This is a genomic window from Bombilactobacillus apium (assembly GCF_013385145.1).
Classification (GTDB): Bacteria; Bacillota; Bacilli; order Lactobacillales; family Lactobacillaceae; genus Bombilactobacillus; species Bombilactobacillus apium.
In genome coordinates, this window is record NZ_JABZEC010000004.1 from 130,487 (window position 1) to 146,535 (window position 16,049).

Genomic DNA, 16,049 nt, shown 5'->3' on the forward strand with positions numbered 1-16,049 from the left:
AAAAAGAACCCTGCGGTTTGAGGATTCCTTTTAGAAGGTGCGAACGGGGGTAATTAATTGAATGAAATCTTCCGTAGCTGGCTCGGGCTTCAAAGTGAAAGGATGTAAAGCTGAAGTGAATTCCATTTGAATTTTGGTCTCTCCAAAAGCCCGCAGAGCATCTTTCAAATAGTCCGGATTGAAGGAAATTTCCAGATCTTCGCCAGTCACAGCCTGAGTTTGGACATTTTCTTCCACGGTTCCAATTTCGGGAGAATTACCATATAAAGTAACTTGCGCTGGTTCAGCCTTGATGGTCATTTTGACCACATTGTTGCGGCTAGCATGCGAAAGTAAGGAAGCCCGTTCCACGGAGGCCAGCAAAGCCTTAGCATCAAAAGTTAATTGGGTTGTGGAGTGATCAGGAATTAAACGATCGGTGGCTGGATAGTTTCCCTCCAAGAGTCGTGAATAAAAGAGAGTTTGCGCGAATTTGAAGAGCACTTGGTTTTCCGAAATCGCAATCGTCAATTCGGTATCCGTATCATTGAAACAACGAACTAATTCGGCCAAGCTCTTAGCCGGAATCACAAGATCGTAGTCATTTTGGCTAGCGTTTTTAACCGCAACTTGGCGTTGAGCTAGCCGGTGACTATCGGTGGCGACGGCTAATAATTGATCCGCACTAATCTTGAGATGGAGTCCAGTAAGGATGGGGCGATTTTCCTGAGTAGAAGCCGAGAAGACGGTTTCTGTAACTAATTGTTGCAAAATAGCGCTAGAAATTTGGAGTTGATTGCTGCCGTCAACTTCTGGTAAATGAGGATAGTTGTTGGCGTCAAGTCCGTTAATTTTGAATTCGGAGATCCCAGAAGAAATAATCGCTTGGCGGTTATCTAAAACTTCCAAGGTGAAATCACTATCTGGTAATTTTTTGATAATTTCATTGAAGAAACGAGCGGGTAAGACAATGGCTCCGGCGGATTCAATTTGCAATTCATTATCCGCATCTTGTTGATCAATAAAAGTTTGGACGGAAATATCAACATTACTGCCCGTAACGGTGAGACCCTCTTCTCTTAGATCTAATTTGATCCCGGTCAAAATTGGAATGGTGGATTTAGTTGAAACGACCCGTTGGACATTACTGATTTGGTGACTGAATTGGTTACGGTTCATTGAGAATTTCATAGTGTCAACTCCTAATTAATTAATAAGAAAAAATAGTAGTAATAGTAGTAGGCCCTGTTTAAATTGTGGATTCCGGGGGAAATTACTTTTAAGAATAGCAATTATGCTGTGGATAACTTGTTGAAAAAATGGGGGATAACTCGGAAACTTTTCCTTTTTTATCCACAAGGGAAAACTTTAGGATTTAAGTCCGGCCCGCAAATTCGTCAAGTCATGTTGAATCGTTAGATCCGATTCTAAGAGTTTGGTGATTTTTTCGCAAGAATGTAAAACAGTTGTGTGATCTTTGCCGCCAAATTCTTGCCCAATTTTCGGCAGGGAACTGTCGGTTAATTCGCGGGCTAGATACATAGCAATTTGCCGCGGAACCACAATCCCCTTGTTGCGTCGTTTCCCCTTGAGATCTTCAACGGTGACTTTGTAGTATTTAGCAACGTGCATTTGAATTTGGCTAATACTTAACCCCGCTTGATGTTGCGATTCTTTGAGATCTTTCAGGGCTTCGGCTGCTAAACTAACGGAGATATCAGCATTTTTCATGGTGGAATAAGCTTGCACTCGCACCAAGGCCCCCTCGAGTTCCCGGACATTACTATCAATTTGACTAGCAATATAAGATAAGGCATCGTTAGGAATTTCTAATTTCTCAGCGATGGCTTTTTTGCGTAAAATAGCGGTCCGGGTTTCCAGATCAGGTGCCGTAATATCTACGGATAGGCCCCATTTGAAGCGGGAAACTAGCCGTTCTTGGAGTTTGGGAATTTCGTTAGGCAGGCGGTCGCAAGTTAAGACAATTTGTTTCTTATTATTATAGAGAGTATTGAAAGTATGGAAAAATTCTTCCTGCGTTCCTTCTTTATCCGCAAAGAATTGAATATCATCAACTAAAAGTAAATCAACGGTGCGATATTCATTACGAAATTCTTCTTGAGTGCGATTTTGAATGGAATTGATGAAGTCGTTAGCGAAAGATTCGCTAGAGATGTATTTGACATTGGCATTGATATTGCGTTCGAGGAGGCGATGACCGATGGCTTGCATTAAGTGAGTTTTACCTAAACCGACGCCGCCGTAAATGAAAAGCGGATTGTAGGTTTCTCCGGGTTCTTCAGAAACAACCAAAGCCGCGGCATGGGCCATTTGATTACCTGAGCCGGTGACAAAGGAGTTAAAAGTATATTTACTATTTAAATGGGCCTCGGCTAAAGGAGAAGGGGTCGCTGCCGCAGTCGGGTGGGGAGATTTTTGCAGGCGTTGTTTTTGCAGATCACTAGTCAATAAAATAACGGGGACAATTTCTTGATTGCCGTATTCGTAAGCCGCCTCGACCACCTTGGTGCTGATGTTGCGTTCCCAGTATTCTTTATGTAAAGAGGAAGGAACGGTAATGTAGATTTTTTGGTCTTCTAACTTCAACGGATGGGCACTTTCGATCCAAGTTTGGTAGCTGACGGCTGCAAATTCTTGTTGGAACTTCTGTTGTAAAAACTTCCAAAATGAATCCAGCTCACTGTTGGTAATTTCCTCCACAAATTTTCCTCCGCTAAAATTTTCCTGTCGATATTAACTGGAATATTTTAGCATGTTTAGAAAAAGTTTTCCACAGATAAATGAAGTAATTATCAACATTTTCCCGCTTCACGGGATAACTTTCTTTAGAGTCGGTGGAAAAATAGAAGAGAAAACCTACTTTTAGACTTTTCCACAAGATAAAAGATCGTGAAAAAGCGTTGAGAAATAAGAAAAGTGAAAGAGTTTTCCTCAACTGTGCATAAGCTGTTAACAACTTGTTAAAAAGTTAATTTCGCGGGGATTTCCTTGTGGATAAAAAAAGAGCTATGAAAACGAATTTGGTTATCCCCAACTTTGTGCACAAGGGGATAACTAAAAAGTTTGGTCAAAGAGGGAAAATTTTAGTTGCTTTCAATAGTAGATATGCTAAACTAGACAGGTGATTGTCATTTAATAATAAATAGTATTCTTTGATAAGATGAAGTCATGGAGGTGTAATTACATGTCTACAAAGAGAACTTATCAACCCAAGAAGCGTCATCGTGAACGTGTCCATGGATTTATGAAGCGAATGAGTACCAGTAACGGTCGAAAGGTTTTAGCACGTCGTCGCAAGAAAGGTAGAAAAGTTTTATCTGCCTAAGACCACTGAATAGTTCAGTGGTTTTTTTATTGTGGTGGGAACTCTAAGTAATTGAGGCTTATTTATGAAGAAAAGTTATCGGGTTAAGAAGGAAGCAGAATTTCAGGCCGTCTTTGATTATCATCATTCGGTCGCTAATCGAGCCTTTGTCTTGTATCAAATGCCCAAACCCCAACAAAAGCACTTTCGGGTGGGCTTGTCGGTCGGAAAGAAAATTGCCCATACGGCGGTTTTGCGTAATCAAGTAAAACGATATCTTCGTCAATCCATCTTAGAATTACGGTCGGAAATTCAGCCTGAATGTGACTTTTTGATTATTGCGCGCCCCTTGGCGACCCAACTAGATTTTCACGAAACCAAACAAAACCTGATTCATCTCTTAAAGTTAGGTAAAATTTTGATTGAGGATAAATAAATGGTAAAAAGAAAACGTTCGCTCTTACTCTTATCAGCTCTACTCCTAGTCGTTTTGGTGGCCAGTGGTTGTTCTAATCTGAACGAACCGATCACCCAAAATAGCTCTGGTTTTTGGAACCACGCGGTTTTATATCAATTTTCTCGTTTCATCTTATGGTTGGCGAGCTTAGTCAATAATAGTTATGGTTGGGCAATTGTCCTCTTTACAATTATTGTGCGGATTATTTTGTTCCCCTTAAACTGGTGGCAAATTAAGAGTATGCGCAAGCAGATGTCAGTCCAACCACAAGTTAAGGCACTCCAAAAGAAATACGACTCTAAAGATGTTGAAACTCAACAAAAATTACAAGCAGAAACCAAAAAGTTATATGCCGAAGCGGGGATTAATCCGATTGCTGGCTGTTTACCGATGGTGATTCAATTACCGGTGATGTGGGCTTTATACCAAGCCATTTTTCGGACCGCCCAATTGCGGAACGGAAGTTTCTTATGGATGGAATTAGGCAAGCCGGATCCAATTTATGTTTTACCAGTTTTGGCCGCGGTCTTTACTTTCTTAAGTACTTGGATTGCGAACTTATCGCAACCGGATCAACCCCAAGCTACCAAGATGATGATGTGGTTTATGCCAATTGTCGTCTTTATTCCAGCAGTTAGTTTCCCGTCCTCGATTAGTGTTTACTGGGTAATTTCCAACGCTTTTCAAGTTGCCCAAACCTTGATTTTACAAAATCCATTTAAGTTCCGGCGGGAACAAAAAGAAAAAGAAGCCGAAGCAAAACAAAAACAAAAGGCCCTACGTAAAGCCCGGAAAAAGGCCTTTAAAAAACGGTAAGATTATTGAAGGAGTTTTAGAAGAATTATGACACAGTTTCAAGGGGCAACCATTCAAAAGGCTATTGCAGCAGGATTGCAGGAACTCCAAGTGGAGCGTGAGCAAGTTGCAGTTGATGTGATTGAAGAGGGTCGTGGGGGATTCTTAGGTTTTGGTCGCCGGGCCGCGATTATAGATTTGAAATTACGGAAGACGGCTAATTTTGCGGTGAAAGAACCGGAACCAGTAGTTGAGTTGCAACACTATTTGGAACAGATTTTAGCGGCCTTAAACTTGGATTATCAACTGCAAGTTCAAGTGACGCCGACTAATCTTTATTTTGAAATTCAAGTCGATCCCGAGTTACAGTCGCGGATCATTGGGCATCATGGCAAGCATATTAATGCCTTACAAACCTTAGTCCAAGAATATGCCTACTATTTAAATTTTCGTAATCAGCCAGTTTTATTGGATTCCGGTCAATACCGCAAGCATCGGCAAGAAGCTTTATTAGCTTTATCGAACTTTAAAGTGGAGCAAGTTAAGGCAACTCATAAGCCAGCTTATCTAGATCCGATGCCGGCTTTAGAACGAAAGATTATTTACCAAAATTTGGCTGGTGAACATCAAGTGATTGTCCGCACTCAGGGACAGGGTCTGCGGAAGTATTTAGTTTTACGACCGCGCCGAAGTCGGCGGCGACCGCAGCAAGTTAAATCAAGCTGTCCCGTAAATAGTTAGTCTAGTTTTAAAAGGTCAGGGGGAAATCTTATGAATTTTTTGCGGCCACCCAAGGCTTCAAAAACTTTAGCAGCCGAGCAAATTGATCCGACCTATCGACGTTTACGTGGCCAAGTCTTTGTCGGTATTTTTATCGGTTATGCCGGTTATTATTTGCTGCGGAACAATTTCTCGATTGCGATGCCGCAATTAATGCAGGCCGGTTTTACAAAAACTCAATTAGGCAGTGTCTTTGCGGCAGTCTCAATCGCCTATGGATTCAGTAAATTTGTCATGGGGACGGTCTCAGATCGCAGTAACGCACGGATTTTTTTGCCACTGGGTTTGGTCTTAACGGCCGTCATCAATTTGGTTTTCGGCTTAATCCCCCAAGTCAGTCAATCTTTAAGCTTGATGTTTTGTTTGTTATTCTTAATCGGTTGGTGCCAAGGAATGGGCTGGCCCCCGTCAGGCCGAGTTTTAACTCATTGGTTTTCTTTAAGTGAGCGAGGGAGCTGGACTTCCCTTTGGAATGTGGCTCATAATGTCGGTGGGGCCTTGATGGCGCCGCTGGCGACTGGGGGAGTTGCTTTCGTAGCTTGGGCTGGTTGGCAGTTACCATCTTTTACCGGAGCATTCTTGATTCCCGCTTTAATTGGAATTGTTTTGGCAGTTGTTGCCTGGCTTTTGATTCGGGACACGCCGGAGTCGATGGGGTTGCCCCCGATTGAAGTTTACAAAGATGATTATCCTAGCCAAGATCACCATCTCTACGAAGAGGAACTTTCGACCAAGGAAATTCTCGGTCACTATGTCCTCAATAATAAATGGGTTTGGTTGATTGCTTGTGCCAATATTTTTGTTTATTTCGTTCGCTATGGCGTCGAAAATTGGGCTCCAGCGTATTTGACCGAAGTACAACATATTTCCTTAGCAGCTTCCAGTAATTCTTATTTCTTATATGAAATTGCGGGAATCCCGGGAACGATCTTTGCGGGCTGGGTTTCCGACAAGATTTTCCATGGCCGGCGCGGCCCAGCTGGGGTCGTCTTTATGCTGGTGGTCAGCGTCTTTGTCTTGTTATACTGGCAGGCGCACAGCTTGATTTTGATTAATTTTTATTTAATTATGATTGGCTTTTTGATTTACGGTCCAGTGATGTTAATTGGTCTGCAAGCTCTCGATTCGGTACCGAAAAAGGCCGCGGGAACCGCAGCTGGGTTAACGGGCTTGTTTGGTTACCTCTTTGGCTCCGTGGCCGCGAATGCGATTATGGGCCTGATTGTCGATCATTGGGGCTGGGGCGTTGGTTTTTGGACGATCTTTGCGGCTAGTCTTTTAGCTGCCGGAATTTTCGCCTCAACCTGGAATTTACGGGGACAAGAGACGGTTAGCAACTAGTTTTGACAAAAGTTATTAAAAAATTTATATTAGCTTATTAGTTATTAAAAAGTAGTCAAAGTGCTTTTTATCAATTGAATCCCCTTAGGGGGTGGTGGTTGATTAATCGCGCTTTTTTTGTACTTTCAAGGAGGTTGGCTTAATGCCCGAAATTACAGAGTTTGATACGATTGCCGCTATTTCCACGCCGGCGGGTGAGGGGGCAATTGCGATTGTTCGCTTGTCCGGACCGTCAGCCGTCGAGATTGCTAATCGAGTGACCCGGGGAGTCAATTTGACCCAGGTGGCTAGTCACACCATTAATTACGGACATGTGATTGACCCGCAGACGCAAGCGGTGGTCGATGAAGTGATGATTTCCGTGATGCGTGCTCCGAAAACTTTCACCCGCGAAGATGTGGTCGAAATTAATACTCACGGGGGAATGGTTGCCACTAATTTAGTCCTACAAACGGTCCTCAGCCACGGAGCTCGGCTGGCAGAACCGGGTGAATTTACCAAGCGGGCTTTTTTGAACGGCCGGATTGATTTAACTCAAGCCGAATCCGTGATGGATGTGATTCGCGCCCAAACTGATCGAGCGATGCAACAGGCTTTAAATCAGTTGGATGGATCCTTGCAGCGCTTGATCAAACAATTACGGCAAGAGTTGATGGATTTATTGGGCCAAGTTGAGGTCAATATTGATTATCCAGAATATGATAATGCGGAAGTGACCACCAAGCAGCTTCAAGCAGCCGTTCAAAAAATTATTCAGCAGCTCGATCATTTACTAGCTACGGCCCAAGAAGGTCAAATTATTAACGAAGGTTTAAGAACGGCAATTATTGGTAAGCCTAATGTTGGTAAGTCAAGCTTGTTGAATCTCTTGGCCCACCAAGATCGAGCGATTGTGACTGATGTTGCCGGAACGACGCGGGATGTCATTGAACAAGCCGCGAACGTGCACGGAATTCCTTTACAACTGGTCGATACTGCCGGAATTCGCGAAACCAGCAATAAAGTTGAAAAAATCGGGGTCGATCGGAGTTTACAAGCCGTTCAACAGGCTGATTTAGTTTTACTAGTTTTGGACGGGAGTCGGTCCCTAACAGCCGAAGATCAAAGGCTCTTACAATTAACCGCTGACCAAAAACGAATTATTATTATTAATAAAAATGATTTAACGCCCGCTTTTGCCCCCCAAGATGTCCCGGAGTTAGCTCAACAAGAAGAGTTGATTTTTATTTCGGCCCAGGAACAAAAAGGGATTGAACAGATTGAAAAACAAATCCAAAAATTATTCTTCCAAGGAATTGCGACGGCGCAAAAACAAGCCGTAGTCACGAATGCGCGCCAAGTTGGTCTTTTGAAGCAGGCGAAAGCTTCCTTGGAATCAGTCTTGGCCGGAATCGCGGCCCAGATGCCGATTGATTTGGTCCAGATTGATTTAACTAATTGTTGGGAGCAACTCGGGGCGATTACCGGGGAAACAGCTCCGGATGAATTAATTACCCAGCTATTCAGCCAATTTTGTTTAGGTAAATAAAGGTATCAGAGGAGAAAAGTATGCGTGAGTATGATGCAAAAGAAAAATATGACGTAATCGTCGTTGGTGCCGGTCACGCCGGTTGTGAAGCGGCCTTAGCCGCTGCGCGAATGGGGTCAAAGACCCTCTTGTTAACTTTAAACTTGGATATGGTGGCTTTCATGCCTTGTAATCCTTCAATCGGGGGGCCGGCTAAAGGAATCGTGGTCCGCGAAATTGATGCTTTAGGGGGCCAGATGGGTCGCAATATCGATGCTACCTATATTCAAATGCGGATGCTAAATACCGGCAAAGGGCCGGCAGTGCGCGCTCTCCGGGCTCAAGCCGATAAGAATGCCTATCATGCCGTGATGAAGCAGACCTTAGAAACGACGCCCAACTTAACTTTACGGCAGGGATTAGCTCAACGTTTATTAGTTGAAGATGGCGTTTGTCACGGAATCGAGACCAACACTGGCGCCCGCTATCAAGCGCAAGCCGTCATTTTAGCTGCCGGGACTTCCTCGCGGGGAAAGATTATTATCGGAGAATTAATGTATTCTTCGGGCCCTAATAACTCTTTGCCTTCAGTCCAACTTTCGGAAAACTTACTAGAAAATGGTTTTCACTTAACCCGTTTTAAAACCGGGACGCCGCCACGAGTGGCTAAGGATTCAGTTGATTTTTCAGTGATGGAAGAACAACCGGGAGATCGCACACCCCGTTCCTTCTCCTTCACCACCGATCCAGCTAGTTATTTGAAGGATCAAATTTCTTGTTGGATGACCTATACCAACGCGCAAACGCATCAAGTAATTCGGGATAACTTAGATCGGGCGCCCATGTTTTCCGGAATTATTAAGGGGGTCGGTCCACGTTACTGTCCTTCTATTGAAGATAAAATTGTCCGTTTTGCCGATAAGCCGCGCCACCAAATTTTTATGGAACCCGAAGGCCGTCATACCCAGGAATATTATGTTGGCGACTTTTCGACTTCGATGCCGGAAGAAATTCAACAAAAGATGTTGCACACGGTTGCTGGTTTAGAGCACGCGCAATTAATGCGGCCCGGTTATGCGATTGAATATGATGTTGTGGAGCCTTGGCAGTTAAAACAAACTTTGGAAACCAAGGTGGTGGACCATCTTTATACTGCTGGACAGATGAATGGAACTTCCGGTTATGAAGAAGCTGCTGGGCAAGGTTTAATGGCGGGAATTAATGCGGCTTTACAGGCCCAAGGCCGCAAGCCCTTTATTTTAGGGCGCAATGAGGCTTATATTGGAGTAATGATTGATGACTTGGTCACTAAGGGGACTAATGAACCTTATCGCTTGTTAACCAGTCGGGCCGAATATCGCTTAATTTTACGCCATGACAATGCTGATTTGCGTTTAACCAGTAAAGGCCATGCCTTAGGCTTGATTGACCACCAACGTTATCTGGATTTTCAAACCAAGGCCGGGGAAATTTCCCGGGAAATGGAACGTTTAAAGACGGCGCGAGTTAAACCCAGTCCACTAGTTAATAATTTCCTAGCCGAGAATGGAATGCCACCTCTACAAGATGGCGTTTTAGCAGCCGATTTCTTGAAGCGACCGCAAGTTCACTATAGTGATTTGGAACGTTTTGTTCCCGAAGCCGCTCCCGAACTAGATTCATTAGTGATCGAACAAATTGAAATTTCCGTTAAGTATGCCGGCTATATTAAAAAACAAGCCGCCCAAATTGCCCATTTACAAAAATTAGAAGCTAAGAAAATTCCCGAACATTTGGATTATGCGGCTGTGCCCGGTTTAGCGACAGAGGCGCGGCAAAAGTTGGAAAAAATCAATCCAACGACGATTGCCCAAGCAAGTCGGATTTCGGGCGTCAATCCCGCTGATATTAGCATCTTGATGGTTTATATTCGGCGCGGACAGATTGCTAAAACCCAGCCGGAGTCCTAAAAAGCCTGTGTTATAATAAAGGCAAAAAGTGGAAGTTAGGATAAAAAAATGACAACGACAAAAATTGCGGTTTTGGGAGCTGGTTCTTGGGGAAGTATTTTGGCGAGCATCTTAGTCCAAAACGGGGGCCAAGTTCAGTTATGGACGCGGCGTCCGGAACAGGCTGCCGAGATTAATGAGCAGCATACTAATCAGCGCTATGTCCAAAATTATCATTACCCAGAAGAATTAACAGCAACCAGTGATTTAAGTCAAGCCTTGGCCGGGGCACAAGTGGTCTTATTCACGGTACCCACGCCGGTAGTTCGTTCAGTAGCCCAACAAGTTTCGCCACTGTTGGGGACGGGAGAAGCGGCGCCAATTATTGTCCATGCCAGTAAAGGATTGGAGCAAGAAACACACTGTCGGATTTCAGAAATTTTAGCAGCAATGATTGCCCCAGAAAAACGTCAAGGAATCGTTGTTTTGTCTGGTCCGAGCCATGCTGAAGAAGTGGCGCGGCAAGATTTAACTTTAATTACGGCGGCAAGTGCGGACCTAGCTTGTGCGCGCCAAGTCCAAAAATTATTTATGAATGATTATTTTCGAGTTTACACCAACACCGATGTTATTGGGGTTGAATTAGGAGCCGCCTTTAAAAATGTGATTGCTTTAGGAGCCGGGGCTTTAGCTGGGCTAGGCTATGGTGATAACGCCAAAGCCGCCTTGATGACCCGGGGATTGGCGGAGATTAGTCGTTTAGGGATGGCTCTCGGGGCTAAGCCAGAGACTTTCATTGGTCTCTCCGGAGTCGGTGATTTAATTGTCACTTGTACCAGTGTCCATTCCAGAAACTGGCGGGCGGGCCAGCAGTTAGGTCAGGGCCAGTCTTTAGAAGCCGTGGTTCAAAATATGGGCATGGTGATTGAAGGCGTCAAAACCTGTCAATCGGCCTATGAATTGGCTCAGCAAGAAAAGATTGAAATGCCAATTACCGCCGCTATTTATCACGTTTTATATGAACAAGCGGAGATTAAAAGCGAGATTGCGGCTTTAATGCGTCGAGAAGGCAAAGCAGAATTATCTTGGGACTAAAAGTTAGAAATTAAAAAACGAGCTTTTACTTGCAGGACTCTCAAAAGTTTAACTTTTGGGGGTCAAGACAGGTGGAGGTCGTTTTTTTGAATTTTGGAACAAGCTGACTTTTAGCTTAAACTTAGGAAAGCTATTCAGATAGTAAATTTTCGGATAATTAGGCTGGAAAATCGACTTGCTGCCGAAACTTTTTTCTAGTCATTTTCGCTGGGATGTCCGTGGGTTTTGCCCAAAGCAAAAGCAGTAGCGTCTAATTGGAGATCTTTTAGGCGTTTGCTGCCCCAAGTGTACATTTGATCAATAATCGGGATTAAAGTTTGTCCCAAAGGGGTAATTGAATAATTAACTTTGACGGGGCGAGTGGATTCGGGAGTTCGGGTAACCAAGCCATCGGCGATTAATTCTTGAAGTTTAAGATTGAGTTCCTTGTGGGAAGCCTGCGGCAGTAATTCTTGAAATTCATGAAAATAATAATCGCCGTCGTGGCTCAAATGATAGAGGAGATTAATTTTCCATTTACCATTAATCATCGCCAAAGTGATTTCTTTGGGACAATTATATTCTTGGCGTTCTAATTTTTCTAAGACAGATTTTCGAAGTTCATCAGTCATGATGCCAAGCCTCTCTTTCTAGGTTACTAAAAAGTGCCCTATTGCTTCTTGAGGAAAAGGCTTCCATAATAAAGAAGGTAAAGATAAATTTTGTTATGGAGGCCAGTTTTATGACAATGCCCAAAGTTTTCATTACAGCTCAAGTACCGGATAATCTCTTGCAAAGCTTGCAGGATGCTGGCGCCAAAGTGCGCGTTTATCCTCAAGAAGGCGCTATTTCCCAGGCCGAATTGTTGGCGCAGATTCAGGATGCTGAAGTTTTAATTCCATCCTTAAGTACTAAAATTGATCGGGAAATTATGGATCAAGATCCGAATTTAAAAATGATTGCTAACTACGGGGCCGGTTTCGATAACTTGGATCTCGTTGCGGCCAAAGAAAAAGGAATTAAGATCACCAATACTCCCGGAGTTTCTACCAATGCGGTTGCTGAGTTGACTCTTGGCTTGATGCTGGCTTTAAGTCGCCGGGTGGTTGAAAGCGATCATTTGATGCATGGCCAAGGCTTTGAGGCCTGGTTGCCTTTGTTCTTGTTAGGTCACGAACTGAAAGGAAAGACTTTGGGGATCGTGGGCTTAGGAAGTATCGGCCAAGCGGTGGCCAAATTAGCACAAGCCTTTGAAATGCAAGTTAATTACTACAAACCAACGCCTTTAGCTCCCGCCAAGGAAACTGAATTAGCTGTACACTATCAACCTTTGGATCAACTCTTGGCTCAAAGTGATTTCGTCAGCCTCAATGCTGCTTTGACGGAATCTAGTCGGCATTTGATTAACGCTGCTAAATTAAAGTTGATGAAGCCAGAAGCCGTTTTGATTAATGTTGCCCGGGGACCAGTTGTTGATGAAGCCGCCGTTTTGGAGGCTTTGAAGAACAAACAAATTGCTGGAGCTGCTTTGGATGTTTATGAACACGAACCCCAAGTTGCCGCAGGTTTCAAGGAATTAGATAATGTAATCTTGACGCCCCATATCGGCAACGCCACCGTCGAGGCCCGGGAAGCCATGGCGGCTTCAATTGCCGATAGCGTTTCGGATTATTTGAATGGTCAAACGATTCGCCATTTGATTAATTAACCCTTCTAGAATCGAAATAGTGTTGGTGCAATAATTGCGCCAACGCTTTTTTTATGCTTGAAAAGCTACTCCCTCTAAAGTCGATTTTAGTTAATGAACTTGAAAAAGCAAGCAGTAATTGCGACTGGGAAAAATTATTTAAAAAAAGAGCTGAATTTCATTTTAACTGAGGATAGTCTAGAACCAGTAGTAATTCAAATTCAAAGTAAATGAGGAAGAAGATGAAAATTAAGTATTTACCAGGGCAGCGAATCGCTTATCGGCGACAATTAAGAGCTTATGGGCCTCAGAATCGGACTTTCATGACCGATTTTAAGGCTTGGGTAGAGGCAAAAAATTTATTTCTCGGGTCGACAATTTTGGGGCTAGCCTTAGATAATCCCCAGCAGACACCAGCGTCAGCTTGCCGTTATGAAGTTGGTCTAGTTACTAAACGGACTGATTTTTTATTGCCAATAAAGCAGCGAATTATCCCGGGAAATAAATATGCTATTTTTTCAATTGCCCATACGGTTGGACCTTCTATCGTAATTTGCCAGCTACTTTAGACCGCTATCAACTGGGGCTATTAGATCAACCAATAGTTGAATGTTATCAGCAGGAATTAGTGGCCCAAGGTTTTTGTCAGATTTTGCTGCCAATTCAATGATAGATCAAATTACTCTAATTTTAATTTATTTACTATACTTCAAAAGTGGCGAGGTTTCTTAATGTTAATTTGGCTCATTGTTGCTGCACTAATTCTCTTTATTTTATTAATTGGGGCATCTTTGATAATTATTTCTTTGATTAATAAGAATGTATTGTCAAAAATTTCTTCCGAACAATTACAATTTAAAATGGATGCTAAGGGTTATCCGCGAATTATCCATAATCTGCGAATAATTAGGCGAGTCTTTTTGGCGATTTATATCGGAGGCTGGATTATTTGTTATTTGACGAAGTATTGGCTGGGACTGCCTTTATTATTTGCTGGGATGGGAATTTATTTGATCATCTTCAGCCTGTACGTTATTGGAGTCTGTCAAAAAGAAACCCAACAAGTGAGACGGCAGTCGTGGGCTAGAAAAATAATTATCCTTTTGCAGGTGATCATTTTCCTGATAGCTTTGAGTGGGAGTGTCTTTAGTTTTGGAACGGCCTATCTGATTTATGAGAATGTCTAAAATTTGGGAGTTCGGTTGATGTCGCTGTCTTATTTAACTGAAAAGTAAAAAGATGAAATTTTGCAATTAACTGGGCTTTGGATCTGGCGGGGGACTCTAAAATAAAAGTCTTTTAGAGAAAATTGATTTTCAAGACCGGAGGGTTACTTAGTGCTAGATTTAGTTAATAGTTTAATTTTGGTGATTTATCTTTTAACTGGCTTCCTCTTCTATCTAATTTTTAAAAGTTTACCCTCAAAATATTCCAGGTCGCAGATTCGGTCTACGATCAAACAAAATAGAAAGTCTAGGCAAGTACGTAATTTTTGGAAATTATGTATTTTACTCATTGTAGCAATTATTTTTTTGGGAATTGGCGCTTGTTTATTAGATTCAAGCCTCTTTATTGCCTTGATCTATCTGATTATTGGCCTATTTTTTATATTTTCATTACTGTTTTTATTATCTGCGCGCGATAAAATGGCGCTGAGGATTAGGGTATCATTCAAAACTAAAAGAAGAATTGTGTTTTTACGAAAAATAATTTTTATTCTAATTGTTTTGGAGAGTCTAGTTAGTTTTTGGGGTGCCTATTTGGCATATGAGTTGTTTTGAAATAATTGTATAAAGTTTAGGAGTTAAGTTGATGTTAGTCTCTTATTTAACTGAAAAGCAAAAACGAATCGTCCTTAAATTGGTTTGGCGCTATCACATGCTAAATAACTTTAAATATTTGTTGGGGATTATTGATCTTTTAATCATCTTTTGGGGCGGCGTCGATTGGTCTTTATTTAATAATCACCATCTTTATTTATGGTTAGTTGTCGGTTTGTTAGGGATAGTAGCTTTGCCGCTTGTCCTCGAGCAAGTTTATTTGCATAAGGCACTGCAAGGCCCGCAATTTAAAGGATGTAAAAATTTTATTTTATTTTTGGATAATCAGCTATCGATAAAACAAAAATACTGCCAATTGGTTAAAGAAATTCCTGAAATCTTACAAATATATCGTCAAGAAGATCTTTTAGCTCCGGGGGATGAAAATTATCAGTTTGAGCAAGATTTTGTTCTACGTGAATTATCCCAAAAATTGAGTGTTCTCGCGCCGACCCGTAAATATGATGCTGTAATTATCACCACACAATATTATCTCCTGATTAAAGATCAAAGCTTTCCGAGACGATTAAAGTGGCGCAATATACCTGAATTATTTATTATTAAGAAAACGGCTGAAAATATGAAAATCCTAGCAACTGATAAATCTTTCGAATTGGATTTAAAGAAGCATACATCTCGATATTTTGATTTAAATTAGGATTTTGTGTTTAGTGGAAATTACTTCTTCTTTATTTTTAATTAAAGCCAAGGTGTGTGAGATATCAATGTTAGAACTGATTAGTTTTATAGCCGCAATTTTGTTGCTTTTACTTTTGGGAGTAATTCTAGTAATTAATCATTTTATTAAACAAAGTTCACCAGGAGAAATTCCCCCAGAACAGTTGCAATCTTTCTTAAAAACCGAGGGTTATGATAAAAGTATCCATAATTTCAAAATTGTGAAAGTTTGTTTTTTCACGGTACTTATATTAGGGAGTGTGATTTCTATTTTAACTGATTATTGGTTGGGAATTCCTTTACTTTTTGTTTGGATTGGAATCTATTTAATAGCCGCCAATATTTATGTTATTAAAATGAGTCGAAAAACAGTTCGTCGATTACAAAATCAATCGCGAACTGAAAAAAGAATTGTTTTTTGGTATAGGATTAGCTTAGTTTTAACTTTTCTACAAAGTATGATTTGTTTTGGGACAGCGTTTCTTGTTTATGAACTGGTTTAAAATAAAATTCAACCTTTAAGTTACTCGAGTTTGCCAGAAAAAAGCCCAACAACTGCAGCAGCAGTCGCGGGCTAGAAAAATAATTATCTTTTTGTAGGTGGTTGTTTTGCTGATGACTTCGAATAATAGTATCTTTAGTTTCGGAACTGTATATTTGATTTACGAGCTAGTTTAA

General features: G+C 41.8%; 16 protein-coding genes. 13 read left to right on the forward strand and 3 right to left on the reverse strand.

Annotation, left to right across the window (positions count from 1 at the left end):
- Positions 1-30: 30 nt before the first annotated feature.
- Positions 31-1,170 (reverse strand): DNA polymerase III subunit beta, encoded by a 1,140-nt coding sequence (dnaN, locus tag HU830_RS05430; RefSeq protein WP_176942765.1) that lies wholly within the window; start codon positions 1,168-1,170, stop codon positions 31-33.
- Positions 1,171-1,347: 177 nt separating this feature from the next.
- On the reverse strand, positions 1,348-2,691 hold the full coding sequence (gene dnaA / locus HU830_RS05435) for a chromosomal replication initiator protein DnaA (protein WP_176942861.1): 1,344 nt from the start codon (positions 2,689-2,691) through the stop codon (positions 1,348-1,350).
- 493 nt (positions 2,692-3,184) lie between these two features.
- Here dnaA and rpmH point away from each other — a divergent pair, with 493 nt between their 5' ends.
- From rpmH to HU830_RS05475, 8 genes are all read left to right on the forward strand, one after another.
- Positions 3,185-3,325, forward strand: a complete 141-nt coding sequence (gene rpmH, locus HU830_RS05440) for a 50S ribosomal protein L34 (RefSeq protein WP_046317949.1) — start codon at positions 3,185-3,187, stop codon at positions 3,323-3,325.
- 64 nt (positions 3,326-3,389) lie between these two features.
- Entirely contained in the window at positions 3,390-3,740 is a 351-nt protein-coding gene (gene rnpA, locus HU830_RS05445; protein ID WP_176942766.1) for a ribonuclease P protein component, read from the forward strand.
- Complete coding sequence (locus HU830_RS05450) at positions 3,741-4,577, forward strand: membrane protein insertase YidC (protein ID WP_176942767.1); 837 nt, start codon at positions 3,741-3,743, stop codon at positions 4,575-4,577.
- A 27-nt stretch (positions 4,578-4,604) separates the two neighbouring features.
- Positions 4,605-5,297, forward strand: coding sequence for an RNA-binding cell elongation regulator Jag/EloR (jag, locus tag HU830_RS05455; RefSeq protein WP_176942768.1), 693 nt, complete (start codon positions 4,605-4,607; stop codon positions 5,295-5,297).
- A 30-nt stretch (positions 5,298-5,327) separates the two neighbouring features.
- Entirely contained in the window at positions 5,328-6,677 is a 1,350-nt protein-coding gene (pgtP, locus tag HU830_RS05460; RefSeq protein WP_176942769.1) for a phosphoglycerate transporter protein PgtP, read from the forward strand.
- Between the two features lie 142 nt (positions 6,678-6,819).
- Positions 6,820-8,205: a tRNA uridine-5-carboxymethylaminomethyl(34) synthesis GTPase MnmE gene (gene mnmE, locus HU830_RS05465; protein WP_176942770.1), complete on the forward strand. Its 1,386-nt coding sequence runs from the start codon at positions 6,820-6,822 to the stop codon at positions 8,203-8,205.
- A gap of 20 nt (positions 8,206-8,225) precedes the next feature.
- Positions 8,226-10,133, forward strand: a complete 1,908-nt coding sequence (mnmG, locus tag HU830_RS05470; protein ID WP_176942771.1) for a tRNA uridine-5-carboxymethylaminomethyl(34) synthesis enzyme MnmG — start codon at positions 8,226-8,228, stop codon at positions 10,131-10,133.
- 48 nt (positions 10,134-10,181) lie between these two features.
- A complete protein-coding gene (locus HU830_RS05475; RefSeq protein WP_176942772.1) occupies positions 10,182-11,207 on the forward strand; it encodes an NAD(P)H-dependent glycerol-3-phosphate dehydrogenase in 1,026 nt (341 codons plus the stop codon).
- A 194-nt stretch (positions 11,208-11,401) separates the two neighbouring features.
- Here HU830_RS05475 and HU830_RS05480 read toward each other — a convergent pair whose 3' ends face one another.
- Positions 11,402-11,818 (reverse strand): winged helix-turn-helix transcriptional regulator, encoded by a 417-nt coding sequence (locus tag HU830_RS05480; RefSeq protein ID WP_176942773.1) that lies wholly within the window; start codon positions 11,816-11,818, stop codon positions 11,402-11,404.
- A 116-nt stretch (positions 11,819-11,934) separates the two neighbouring features.
- Here HU830_RS05480 and HU830_RS05485 point away from each other — a divergent pair, with 116 nt between their 5' ends.
- The 5 genes from HU830_RS05485 (at position 11,935) to HU830_RS05505 (ending at position 15,874) form a co-directional block, all read left to right on the forward strand.
- A complete protein-coding gene (locus HU830_RS05485) occupies positions 11,935-12,894 on the forward strand; it encodes an NAD(P)-dependent oxidoreductase (RefSeq protein WP_176942862.1) in 960 nt (319 codons plus the stop codon).
- A gap of 221 nt (positions 12,895-13,115) precedes the next feature.
- Positions 13,116-13,442 carry a GyrI-like domain-containing protein gene (locus tag HU830_RS05490; RefSeq protein WP_176942774.1) on the forward strand — a complete coding sequence of 109 codons (327 nt, stop codon included), beginning with the start codon at positions 13,116-13,118 and terminating at the stop codon, positions 13,440-13,442.
- A gap of 162 nt (positions 13,443-13,604) precedes the next feature.
- Positions 13,605-14,060, forward strand: coding sequence for a hypothetical protein (locus tag HU830_RS05495; RefSeq protein WP_176942775.1), 456 nt, complete (start codon positions 13,605-13,607; stop codon positions 14,058-14,060).
- 625 nt (positions 14,061-14,685) lie between these two features.
- Positions 14,686-15,351, forward strand: a complete 666-nt coding sequence (locus tag HU830_RS05500) for a hypothetical protein (RefSeq protein ID WP_176942776.1) — start codon at positions 14,686-14,688, stop codon at positions 15,349-15,351.
- A gap of 67 nt (positions 15,352-15,418) precedes the next feature.
- On the forward strand, positions 15,419-15,874 hold the full coding sequence (locus HU830_RS05505) for a hypothetical protein (RefSeq protein ID WP_176942777.1): 456 nt from the start codon (positions 15,419-15,421) through the stop codon (positions 15,872-15,874).
- Positions 15,875-16,049: the final 175 nt, after the last annotated feature.

Excerpts from the sequence above, each read along its gene's own strand:
- HU830_RS05505 (WP_176942777.1), top strand. The coding sequence starts at position 15,419 with ATGTTAGAACTGATTAGTTTTATAGCCGCAATTTTGTTGCTTTTACTT.
- HU830_RS05480 (WP_176942773.1), bottom strand. The coding sequence starts at position 11,818 with ATGACTGATGAACTTCGAAAATCTGTCTTAGAAAAATTAGAACGCCAA.
- HU830_RS05500 (WP_176942776.1), top strand. The coding sequence starts at position 14,686 with ATGTTAGTCTCTTATTTAACTGAAAAGCAAAAACGAATCGTCCTTAAA.
- mnmE (WP_176942770.1), top strand. The coding sequence starts at position 6,820 with ATGCCCGAAATTACAGAGTTTGATACGATTGCCGCTATTTCCACGCCG.
- dnaN (WP_176942765.1), bottom strand. The coding sequence starts at position 1,170 with ATGAAATTCTCAATGAACCGTAACCAATTCAGTCACCAAATCAGTAAT.
- pgtP (WP_176942769.1), top strand. The coding sequence starts at position 5,328 with ATGAATTTTTTGCGGCCACCCAAGGCTTCAAAAACTTTAGCAGCCGAG.
- mnmG (WP_176942771.1), top strand. The coding sequence starts at position 8,226 with ATGCGTGAGTATGATGCAAAAGAAAAATATGACGTAATCGTCGTTGGT.
- rnpA (WP_176942766.1), top strand. The coding sequence starts at position 3,390 with ATGAAGAAAAGTTATCGGGTTAAGAAGGAAGCAGAATTTCAGGCCGTC.
- HU830_RS05450 (WP_176942767.1), top strand. The coding sequence starts at position 3,741 with ATGGTAAAAAGAAAACGTTCGCTCTTACTCTTATCAGCTCTACTCCTA.
- HU830_RS05490 (WP_176942774.1), top strand. The coding sequence starts at position 13,116 with ATGAAAATTAAGTATTTACCAGGGCAGCGAATCGCTTATCGGCGACAA.
- HU830_RS05485 (WP_176942862.1), top strand. The coding sequence starts at position 11,935 with ATGCCCAAAGTTTTCATTACAGCTCAAGTACCGGATAATCTCTTGCAA.
- rpmH (WP_046317949.1), top strand. The coding sequence starts at position 3,185 with ATGTCTACAAAGAGAACTTATCAACCCAAGAAGCGTCATCGTGAACGT.
- HU830_RS05475 (WP_176942772.1), top strand. The coding sequence starts at position 10,182 with ATGACAACGACAAAAATTGCGGTTTTGGGAGCTGGTTCTTGGGGAAGT.
- HU830_RS05495 (WP_176942775.1), top strand. The coding sequence starts at position 13,605 with ATGTTAATTTGGCTCATTGTTGCTGCACTAATTCTCTTTATTTTATTA.
- jag (WP_176942768.1), top strand. The coding sequence starts at position 4,605 with ATGACACAGTTTCAAGGGGCAACCATTCAAAAGGCTATTGCAGCAGGA.